Below are 10,107 nucleotides of genomic sequence, written 5' to 3' on the forward strand. Positions count from 1 at the left end.
GGGGCGCTCGATCGCTCTGCGTGCTTCGAGACGCCGTCCTGCGGACGGCTCCTCAGCATGAGGGGCCTTTGCGCTCCGGCGCCCCGCAACGCTCCTCATGCTGAGGAGGCCGCGCGAGCGGCCGTCTCGAAGCGCGCATGACGGCTCCCCTCGCCTCTCCCCTGCCCCACGCGCTGAAGGACGCCGCGATCACGGCGCTGATCGCCTTCGGGCTGGCGGCGCCGATGATGGGCCTGGTGACGGTCCAGGTCGGCGGCGACCTCGCGCTCGAGCAGCACTGGGACCGCGTCGCCTGGGCGGTCGGGATCGTGTTCGTCGGACGGCTGATCCTCAACCTGACGCTCTGGCGGCCGGGACGGGTCCGGACGAAGCTCGCGGTGTCGCCGAAGCTCGAGGCGCGGCTCATGAAGCTCGCGCGCTGGCTCGCCCCCGCGGCGGTCGTGATCGCGATCGCCCTGCCCTTCCTGCCGGGGATCGAACGCTACCAGATCGACCTCGGCATCCTGGTGCTGACCTATGTGATGCTGGGCTGGGGGCTGAACATCGTGGTGGGCCTGGCCGGCCTGCTCGACCTCGGCTATGTCGCGTTCTACGCGGTCGGCGCCTATTCCTACGCGCTGCTCGCGCAGTATTTCGGCCTCTCCTTCTGGCTCTGCCTGCCGCTCGCGGGCCTGCTCGCGGCGTTCTGGGGCGTGCTGCTGGGCTTCCCGGTGCTCAGGCTCCGCGGAGACTATCTCGCGATCGTCACCCTCGCCTTCGGCGAGATCATCCGCATCGTGCTGCTCAACTGGTACTGGTTCACCGGCGGCCCGAACGGCATCACCAACGTGCCGCGGCCGAGCTTCTTCGGGATCGCGGACTTCGTCTCCGGCAAGGACGGCTTCGCGGCGATGTTCGGCCTCAAGTTCTCGGGCCTCCACCGCATCATCTTCCTCTACTACCTGATCCTCGCGCTGGCGCTGATCACCAATTACGTCGTCATCCGGCTGAGGCGCTTGCCGATCGGCCGCGCCTGGGAGGCGCTGCGCGAGGACGAGATCGCCTGTCGCTCGCTCGGCGTGAACACGGTCAACACCAAGCTCACGGCGTTCGCGCTCGGCGCCATGTTCGCGGGCTTCGCGGGATCGTTCTTCGCGACCCGCCAGGGCTTCATCAGCCCGGAGAGCTTCACCTTCATCGAGAGCGCGCTGATCCTCGCGATCGTGGTGCTGGGCGGCATGGGCTCGCAGTTCGGCGTCGCGATCGCCGCGCTCGTCATGATCGGCGGCTTCGAGCTGTTCCGCGAGTTCAAGGACTACCGGATGATCGTGTTCGGCCTCGTGATGGTGCTGATCATGGTCTGGCGGCCGCGCGGGCTGGTCTCGTCGCGCACGCCCTCGGTGTTCCTCAAGGAGAAGAAGGCGATCTCCGGCGCCCTCGTGCAGGAGGGCCACGGATGACGGCGGCGCCGGCCGACGCCCCTGCCCTGCCCGACGACGTGCTGCTGCGCGTCGAGCATCTCACGATGCGGTTCGGCGGGCTGGTCGCGGTCGACGACGTCTCGTTCGACGTGAAACGCGCAGACATCACCGCGCTGATCGGCCCGAACGGCGCCGGCAAGACCACCGTGTTCAACTGCGTCACGGGCTTCTACAAGCCGACGGTCGGCCGCCTCACGCTCAAGAAAAGCGCCGGCGAGAGCTGGCTCTTGGAGCGGCTCCGTGACCACCAGATCGCGCGGCGCGCCGGAGTCGCCCGCACCTTCCAGAACATCCGCCTGTTCGGCGGCATGACGGCGCTCGAAAACCTGCTGGTCGCCCAGCACGCGCCGCTGATGGCGGCCTCCGGCATGACGATCCTTGGCGTGCTGGGCGCGCCGGGCTTCGCGCGCGCCGAGCGCGCGGCGATCGAGAAGGCCAAGGGCTGGCTCGAGCGCATCGGCCTGATCGAGCGCGCCGACGACCCCGCCGCAGACTTGCCATACGGCGACCAGAGACGCCTCGAGATCGCCCGCGCGATGTGCACCGAGCCGGTGCTGCTCTGCCTCGACGAGCCGGCCGCCGGCCTCAACCCGCGCGAGAGCGCCGAGCTCAACGACCTGCTGCGCTCGATCCGCGCCGACGACGGCGTCGCGGTGCTGCTGATCGAGCACGACATGAGCGTGGTGATGGAGATCTCCGACCACGTCGTCGTGCTCGACTACGGCAAGAAGATCGCCGACGGCTCGCCGCAGGCGGTGCGCGAGGACCCGAAGGTGATCGCGGCCTATCTCGGCGTCGAGGACGAGGAGGTCGAGGAGGTCGAGCGCGAGATCGAGGCGGCCGAGGGAGGCCCCGCGTGACCGCGCCGCTCCTCCAGCTCGCCGGCGTCACGGCCTATTACGGCTCGATCGCGGCGCTGAAGGGCGTCGACCTCGAGGTCGGCGCCGGCGAGATCGTCACGCTGATCGGCGCCAACGGCGCCGGCAAGTCGACGCTGATGATGACGATCTTCGGCAGCCCACAGGCCCGCGACGGCTCGATCACTTACGACGGGCAGGACATCACCCGCGTGCCGACCCACGAGATCGCCCGGCTCAAGATCGCGCAGTCGCCCGAGGGGCGGCGCATCTTTCCGCGCATGAGCGTGCTGGAAAACCTCAAGATGGGCGCGGCGATCAACGGCTTCGCGCATTTCGACGAGGATCTCGGGCGCGTCTTCGGCATCTTCCCGCGGCTGAAGGAGCGCGCCCAGCAGCGCGGCGGGACGCTGTCGGGCGGCGAGCAGCAGATGCTCGCGATCGCCCGCGCGCTGATGAGCCGGCCGCGCCTGCTGATGCTCGACGAGCCCTCGCTCGGCCTCGCGCCGCTGGTCGCCAAGCAGATTTTTTCCGTCGTGAAGGAGCTCAATGAGCGCGACGGGCTGACCGTCTTCCTGGTCGAGCAGAACGCCTATCACGCGCTGAAGCTCGCCCATCGCGGCTATGTCATGGTCAACGGCCGGATCACCCTGTCGGGCGGGGGGCGCGAGCTGCTGGAGAAGCCGGAGGTCCGCGCGGCCTATCTGGAGGGCGGGCGGTGATGGGGCGGTCTCGGCTGGACGCATTGACGGACATCGCGCCGGCCTCCTCCACCATGCTTCGCATGGTCCCCCTCCTCCGCGAGCGGAGGAGGATCCGAAGCGGCGCCGTCTCTGCTCCTCCCCTGCGAAGCGGGGGAGGAGGACCGCGAAGCGGTGGAGGGGGCCGGCCCGCGCCGCGCCCAGGCGTGCGCCCCTCCCTCGTTTGGAAAGGCGCAGCGCCATGGGCCTGATCTGGGAGATCTCGCTCGCCGAGTTCGCGTTCGTCACGCTGATCCTCGGCTGCGGCGCCGCTTGGCTCGCCGGCCGGGCGATCGCGGGCGCCTGGGAGCCATGGTGGAAGGCGGCGCTCTGGATGGTCCCGCTCGCGGCCGCGGTGCGCTTCATCCATTACGCGCTGTTTTCGGGCAGCCTGCTCACCCTGCATTTCTATCTGGTCGATCTCGTCTTTCTGGTCGCGGCCGTGCTCACCGGCCACCGCACGACGCTCGCGAAGCGCATGGTCCGGCAATATGCCTGGCTCTATGAGCGCTCGGGCCCCTTCGGCTGGCGCGCGCGGCGCGGCGAAGGCGTGACAGACGACGCGGGAGACGCCAACATCGCTTGAGCGGACGCCGAAGATCCGCGCGAGGCTTCAGCACATTTTCGGAACCGGGACCGGAAGGAACGTGGATATGAAGAGACATCTTGCAGCGCTCGCGGGAGCTGCCCTCGGCGTCATCTTGGCGGCCCCCGCCTATGCCGACATCGCGATCGGCATCGCCGGGCCGATGACCGGCGAGAACGCGGTCTTCGGCCAGCAGATCCGCAACGGCGTCGAGCAGGCGATCGAGGACATCAACGCGGCCGGCGGCGTCAATGGCGAGAAACTCGTGGCCAAGATCGGCGACGACGCCTGCGACCCCAAGCAGGCCGTCAACGTCGCGAACCAGCTCGCCGGCGACGACGTCGACGTCGTGATCGGCCACTATTGCTCGGGCTCGTCGATCCCGGCCTCGGCGGTCTACGCCGAAGAGGGCGTGATCCAGATCTCGCCGGCCTCGACCAACCCGGTCTACACCGACAAGCGCCCCGAGGCCGGCACCACCTACCGGGTCTGCGGCCGCGACGACCAGCAGGGCGGCATCGCGGGCAAGTACATCCTCGAAAAATACAAGGGCAAGAAGGTCGCGATCGTCCACGACAAGTCGTCCTACGGCAAGGGCCTCGCCGACGAGACGATGAAGACCTATGAGGGCGGCGGAACCAAGCCGATCCTCTACGAGGCGATCACGGCCGGCGAGAAGGACTATTCGGCGCTGGTCTCCAAGCTGAAGCAGGCCGGCGCGGAAGTGGTCTATTTCGGCGGCTACTACCAGCAGGCCGGCCTGATCGTGCGCCAGATGCGCGAGCAGGGGCTGAACGCCGTGCTGATGGGCGGCGACGCGCTGCAGTCGAGCGAGTTCCTCGGCATCACGGGCAAGGGCGGCGAAGGCACGCTGTTCACCTTCCCGCCGGACCAGCGCAAGCTGACCGAGGCCGCCGAGGTCGTGAAGAAGTTCAAGGCCAAGAAGATCGAGCCCGAGGGCTTCACGCTCTACTCCTACGCCGCGCTGCAGATCTGGGCTGCGGCGGCGACCGCCGCGAAGTCCACGGACGCCGAGGACGTCAAGGTCGAGATGGACAAGCAGACCTTCAAGACAGTGGCGGGCGAGGTCAAGTTCGACCAGAAGGGCGACCCGACGGTAGCGGGCTTCGTGTTCTACGAGTTCAAGGACGGCGCCTACCAGCAGATGTGAGGCTGGGTCGTCCGACGCCAGGTGGGGCCTGCCGAGCGATCGGCGGGCCCTTCTCCATCTTGCGACTGGCGCCAAGCGTCGGATGCGGACGAACGCCCGACGGACAGGAAGCGGAGCTAAGGCAGAAGCGGGGCGCCACCCGCTGGAATCGCGAAACCAGCTCCGGGTCCATAAATTCGTACTCGTCGGGAATGTCGAGACACGCCACTCTGAACGGCGCCGACGCGCCAGTTCATTTTTTGATGATTATAGTCGACTAAAGATAATTCGATTTGTGTTCGGCCGTTTATCTTCTTTTTAAGCTTGCGGGGCGCGTGGACGGGCGGCTAGCCTTCGCGCGTCCCTTCCGAGCTACGAGGCTTCGCATGAAAGTCAGCATCAGCCTCAGCGCAGTGGCGCTCGCGGGCCTGTTCCTTGTGGCGCCGACGTCGGCGGACGCGTTCCACGACCGCAGAGGCGCGTTCGTCGGCGGGCTTGTCGCCGGCGCCGTCGCCGGGGCGGTCGTCACCGACGCCGCAAGGGCGCGGCCGCGCTACTATTACGGCGGCCCGGTCTATGTGCCGGCGCCGGCCTATGCGCCGCCTCCGATCGCCTATTGCGGACGGCCGCCCTACCCGCCGTGCCCGCTTTACTGACGCCGTCCTAAACGCTCGTCACCGACATTCGAAAGAGCTGGCCCATCATGCGCGCCCTCCTCACGTCCCTCGCCTTATCGATCGCGGCTGCGTCGGCGGCGGCCGCACAGCCGGCTGAGCAACCGGCTTCGCCGGCCTCGGCCGAAGAGCTGTCGCCGCTGTTCTGCACTGTGACCTCCGCGCAACTTTGCTCGGGCGAGAGTTGCAGTCGCGCCGAGACGTTCGGCCAGGTGAAGCTGCCCGCACAGGTGCTGATCCATTTCGGACAGAAGATCATCGCGAGCACCAACGCCGACGGTTTCCCCCACGTGACGTCGATCGCCTCCCTCGCCGAGGCCGGGGGCGATTTCATCCTGCAAGGGGTGGACGGCCCCTCCGGATGGATGATCCATCTGGGCTCCGCCGATCCCAAGATGACCTTCACGGTCGCCTCGAACGACGCGGTGCTGACCGGTATCGGCGCCTGCAAGAAGCCGCCGGAGTGACCCTCCGGCGGTCCGGACGACATTCGGCCTAACCCAGCGTCGCGAGCCCCGGAAACGTCTCCAGCAGCCAGAACGAGGCGCTGGTCGTCCAGCCGGCGAGGAACGCGATCCCGGTCAGCACCAGAAGGCCGCCCATGACTTTCTCGACCGTGCCGAGATGGGCGCGGAAGCGCTTGAGGAAGACGACGAAGGGCTTCATGGCGAGCGCCGCGATCAGGAACGGCACGCCGAGGCCGAGCGCGTAGACGGCGAGCAGGCCGGCGCCGCTCGCGACGGTGGACTCCGAGGCCGCGACCGCGAGCACCGCGGCGAGCACCGGGCCGATGCAGGGCGTCCAGCCGAACGCGAAGGCAAGCCCCATCACATAGGCGCCCCAGAGCCCCACGGGCTTCTCGACGTCGACCCGCGCCTCGCGCATCAGCAGCGGGATGCGGAAGGCGCCGAGGAAGTGCAGCCCCATCACGATGATGGCGACACCCGCCACGGTCGCGAGCAGCGGCGCGTTGCGGAGCAGCAGCGAGCCGACCGCAGAGGCGGTCGCGCCGAGCGCGACGAACACGGTCGAAAAGCCCGCGACGAACAAGACGGCGGCGGCGAGCGTCCGGCTGGTCACCGCGCGCGGCGCGTCGTTCGCCGTCAGCTTGTCGAGCGTCGTGCCGGCGAGAAAGCACAGATAGGGCGGCACCAGCGGCAGCACGCAGGGGCTCAGGAAGGAGAGCGCGCCGGCGCCGAAGACAGCGGGCAAGGTCACGGTCGAGATCATCGTGAGGCTCTAGCGCGCCGCGGGCGCGGGCGGAAGCGGGCCGCGCGAACGTGATCGTCGACGGCGGGGACTCATCCCGGCCCAAGCGAAGCGGAGAGCCGGGATCGTCGTCTGAATGAGGCGCGTCATGGTCCGGCTCGACCGGGCAATCCATGCCGGACGTCGAGCTCGACGCGAAAAGAGGGTTCCTCCGGTCATGTCCGAGGGCGACGGCCGCGTTTCGGCGGCTTCTATGCATGACGACCCGGGCCATCCGGGATGACGGGCGGTTCAGGGCCTTGCCGCTCGCTCGGGCTCCGCGCTACAAGGCCGCCGACCCACCACATTCTGTCGCGCCGCCCCGCATGGGCCGACATCGACGCAGCTTCAGGCGACCCCTCCTCCATGGCCAACCGCGAATTCATCTATCACATGAGCGGCGTCTCGAAGCAGTTCGGGGCGGGCAAGAAGACGCTCGACAACATCCACCTCAGCTTTTACCCGGACGCCAAGATCGGCGTGCTCGGCATGAACGGCGCCGGCAAGTCGACCCTGCTCAAGATCATGGCGGGGATCGACAAGGAGTACACCGGCGAGGCCTGGGCCGCAAAGGGCGCCAAGGTCGGCTATCTCGAACAGGAGCCGCAGCTCGATCCGGCGAAGACCGTGCGCCAGAACGTCATGGAAGGGGTCGCGGAGAAGACCGCGATCCTCGAGCGCTACAACGAGCTCGCCATGAACTACTCCGACGAGACCGCCGACGAGATGACCGAATTGCAGGACCGCATCGAGGCGCTCGGCCTCTGGGACCTCGACTCGAAGGTCGAGCAGGCCATGAACGCGCTCGGCTGCCCGCCGGACGACTGGGACGTGACCAAGCTCTCGGGCGGCGAGAAGCGCCGCGTCGCGCTCTGCAAGCTGCTGCTCTGGGAGCCCGATTTGCTGCTGCTCGACGAGCCCACCAACCATCTCGACGCCGAGACGGTGAACTGGCTGGAGAACCATCTCCGCAACTATCCGGGCGCGATCCTGATCGTGACCCATGACCGCTACTTCCTCGACAACGTCACGAGCTGGATCCTCGAGCTCGACCGCGGCCGCGGCATCCCCTACGAGGGCAACTACTCCTCCTGGCTCGTGCAGAAGCAGAAGCGCATGGAGCAGGAGGGCCGCGTCGAGGAGGCGCTGCAGCGCACGCTCAAGCGCGAGCAGGAGTGGATGGGCACGAGCCCGCGCGCCCGGCAGGCCAAGAACAAGGCGCGCATCTCGCGCTACGACGACCTCGTTCGGAAGGCCTCCGAGGCCGGCCCGACCACGGCGCAGATCGTCATCCCGATCGCCGAGCGGCTGGGCGCCAACGTCATCGACTTCGAGAACCTCAACAAGGGCTTCGCCGACAAGCTGCTGATCGAGGATCTGACCTTCAAGCTGCCGCCCGGCGGCATCGTCGGCGTCATCGGCCCGAACGGCGCCGGCAAGACCACGCTTTTCCGCATGATCACCGGCCAGGACAAACCGGACGGCGGCGAGATCAAGGTCGGCGAGACCGTGCAGCTTGGCTATGTCGACCAGTCGCGCGACGCGCTCGACCCCAGCAAGAACGTCTGGGAGGAGATCTCGGGCGGCACCGACGTGATCCATCTCGGCAAGCGCGAGGTGAATTCGCGGGCCTATGTCGGCGCCTTCAACTTCAAGGGCGCGGCCCAGCAGAAGAAGGTCGGCGACCTGTCGGGCGGCGAGCGCAACCGCGTGCATCTCGCCAAGATGCTGAAGTCGGGCGCCAACGTCCTGCTGCTCGACGAGCCGACCAACGACCTCGACGTCGAGACCCTTCGCGCGCTCGAGGAGGCGCTGGAGGACTACGCCGGCTGCGCGGTCATCATCAGCCATGACCGCATGTTCCTCGACCGCATCGCCACCCACATGCTGGCCTTCGAGGGCGACAGCCATGTCGAGTGGTTCGAGGGCAACTTCCAGGACTACGAGGAGGACAAGAAGCGCCGCCTCGGCCCGGACGCGGTGGAGCCGAAGCGGATCAAGTACAGGCAGTTCACGCGGTGAGGCGGTGACGGGTAGGCTGACTTCATGGTGGAGGAGCCCATGGCGACCTACTCCCTTGCAGCCGCTCAGACTGCGCTTGAAGAGCTGATCGACCGCGCCGAAGCCGTCGAGGACATCATGGTCCTGACGTCCGAGGGACGCCGGGTCCAGATCGTTCCGCTGACGCCCGATGAGAAGACGCGGCTTGAGAACGAGCCGATCGAGTGAAGCTCAAGGAAGACTGGTCGGCCGCGACCTATCTGCGCTTCGAGGACGAGCGCACCCGGCCGGCCGCCGACCTGCTGGCGCGCGTCCCACTCGAGGCCGCGTCCCTGGCCGTCGACCTCGGCTGCGGGCCGGGCAACTCGACGGCGCTGATCGCGCGCCGCTTCCCCGAAGCGAAGCTCGTCGGCGTCGATTCCTCTCCCGACATGCTGAGGGCCGCGCAGAAGCGCGTGCCGGACGCCGCCTTCGTCGAGGCCGACCTGGCCGACTGGTCGCCGGACCGCACGCCGGACCTGGTCTTCGCCAACGCCGCTTTGCAATGGCTCCCGGACCACGAGACGCTGTTTCCGCGGCTGATGCGGCTGGTCGCGCCTGGCGGCGCGCTCGCGGTCCAGATCCCCGACAACCGCTCGGAGCCGTCCCACGCTCTCATGGCCGAGGTCGCGCGCGACGGCAGATGGGCCGGGCGGATCGCCCATGCCGGCGAATCGCGGGCCGAGATCCTGTCCGGCGAGGCCTATTTCGACCTGCTCGCTCCGCATGCGGACTCGGTCGACGTCTGGCGGACCACCTATCTCCATCCGCTCGACGGCGCGGGGGCGATCGCGTCCTGGCTCAAGGCCACAGGCCTGCGCCCCTATCTCGATCCGCTCGACGAGGAGGAGCGGAAGGTCTTCCTCGCGCTCTATGTCGACCGGCTCAGGGCGTTCTATCCCGAGCGCGGCGCCGGCAAGGTGCTGCTGCGCTTTCCCCGCCTGTTCGTGGTCGCGACCCGGCGATAGGATTTGCGCCCATGTCGCGCGACCTCCTCGACCAGATCGTCATCCATCCGGGGCGCAGGCTGGTCGCACGACTCGTCGCGACGCTTGCAACGCCCGATCCGGAGAGCTTCGAGACCGCGCCCGTCAAGGCGCTCGATCTCGCGCTCGACGGCGTCGCGGGCGATCGGCACGGCGGCTTCACGCGCAATGCCGGCGGCCGCGAGCCCTGGTATCGCAGGGGCGCCGAGATCCGCTCGGGACGGCAGCTTTCGATCGTCTCCGCTGAGGAGCTCCGGGAGATTGGCCACAGGCTCGGCCTGCCGTCGCTCGAGCCCGGCTGGATCGGCGCGAACCTCGTGATCGAGGGCGCGCCGCGCCTCTCCTTCCTGCCGGCCGGCTCGCGGA

At 68.3% G+C, this 10,107-nt stretch carries 12 protein-coding genes; 11 read left to right on the top strand and 1 reads right to left on the bottom strand.

Features of this window, described 5'->3' with window-relative positions; all coding sequences use genetic code 11:
* Positions 1-137: 137 nt before the first annotated feature.
* The 7 genes from livM (at position 138) to EK403_RS12775 (ending at position 5,934) form a co-directional block, all read left to right on the top strand.
* Positions 138-1,439 (top strand): high-affinity branched-chain amino acid ABC transporter permease LivM, encoded by a 1,302-nt coding sequence (gene livM, locus EK403_RS12745; protein ID WP_128777858.1) that lies wholly within the window; start codon positions 138-140, stop codon positions 1,437-1,439.
* The gene (locus EK403_RS12750; RefSeq protein WP_128777859.1) at positions 1,436-2,320 is read left to right on the top strand and encodes an ABC transporter ATP-binding protein; all 885 of its coding nucleotides are present in this window, start codon (positions 1,436-1,438) and stop codon (positions 2,318-2,320) included. The genes livM and EK403_RS12750 overlap by 4 nt, the downstream gene beginning before the upstream one ends.
* On the top strand, positions 2,317-3,039 hold the full coding sequence (locus tag EK403_RS12755; protein ID WP_128777860.1) for an ABC transporter ATP-binding protein: 723 nt from the start codon (positions 2,317-2,319) through the stop codon (positions 3,037-3,039). Before EK403_RS12750 ends, EK403_RS12755 begins: the two co-directional genes overlap by 4 nt.
* A 220-nt stretch (positions 3,040-3,259) precedes the next feature.
* Complete coding sequence (locus EK403_RS12760; protein WP_128777861.1) at positions 3,260-3,643, top strand: DUF6867 family protein; 384 nt, start codon at positions 3,260-3,262, stop codon at positions 3,641-3,643.
* A gap of 67 nt (positions 3,644-3,710) precedes the next feature.
* Entirely contained in the window at positions 3,711-4,814 is a 1,104-nt protein-coding gene (locus tag EK403_RS12765) for a branched-chain amino acid ABC transporter substrate-binding protein (protein ID WP_128777862.1), read from the top strand.
* Between the two features lie 365 nt (positions 4,815-5,179).
* The gene (locus EK403_RS12770) at positions 5,180-5,449 is read left to right on the top strand and encodes a hypothetical protein (RefSeq protein WP_128777863.1); all 270 of its coding nucleotides are present in this window, start codon (positions 5,180-5,182) and stop codon (positions 5,447-5,449) included.
* 47 nt (positions 5,450-5,496) lie between these two features.
* Positions 5,497-5,934, top strand: coding sequence for a hypothetical protein (locus EK403_RS12775; protein WP_128777864.1), 438 nt, complete (start codon positions 5,497-5,499; stop codon positions 5,932-5,934).
* Between the two features lie 28 nt (positions 5,935-5,962).
* Here EK403_RS12775 and EK403_RS12780 read toward each other — a convergent pair whose 3' ends face one another.
* On the bottom strand, positions 5,963-6,697 hold the full coding sequence (locus EK403_RS12780; protein ID WP_128777865.1) for a cytochrome c biogenesis CcdA family protein: 735 nt from the start codon (positions 6,695-6,697) through the stop codon (positions 5,963-5,965).
* Between the two features lie 384 nt (positions 6,698-7,081).
* Between EK403_RS12780 and ettA the strand changes: the two genes are divergently transcribed.
* From ettA to EK403_RS23195, 4 genes are all read left to right on the top strand, one after another.
* Complete coding sequence (gene ettA / locus EK403_RS12785; protein ID WP_128777866.1) at positions 7,082-8,737, top strand: energy-dependent translational throttle protein EttA; 1,656 nt, start codon at positions 7,082-7,084, stop codon at positions 8,735-8,737.
* Positions 8,738-8,776: 39 nt separating this feature from the next.
* Positions 8,777-8,944 (top strand): hypothetical protein, encoded by a 168-nt coding sequence (locus EK403_RS22380; protein ID WP_164919594.1) that lies wholly within the window; start codon positions 8,777-8,779, stop codon positions 8,942-8,944.
* Positions 8,941-9,723, top strand: a complete 783-nt coding sequence (tam, locus tag EK403_RS12790) for a trans-aconitate 2-methyltransferase (RefSeq protein ID WP_128777867.1) — start codon at positions 8,941-8,943, stop codon at positions 9,721-9,723. Before EK403_RS22380 ends, tam begins: the two co-directional genes overlap by 4 nt.
* A gap of 11 nt (positions 9,724-9,734) precedes the next feature.
* Positions 9,735-10,107, top strand: a 373-nt coding sequence (locus EK403_RS23195; RefSeq protein WP_245479679.1) for an MOSC domain-containing protein, incomplete at its 3' end; no start/stop codon positions are given.

Source organism: Hansschlegelia zhihuaiae, from assembly GCF_004103825.1.
Classification (GTDB): domain Bacteria; phylum Pseudomonadota; class Alphaproteobacteria; order Rhizobiales; family Methylopilaceae; genus Methylopila; species Methylopila zhihuaiae.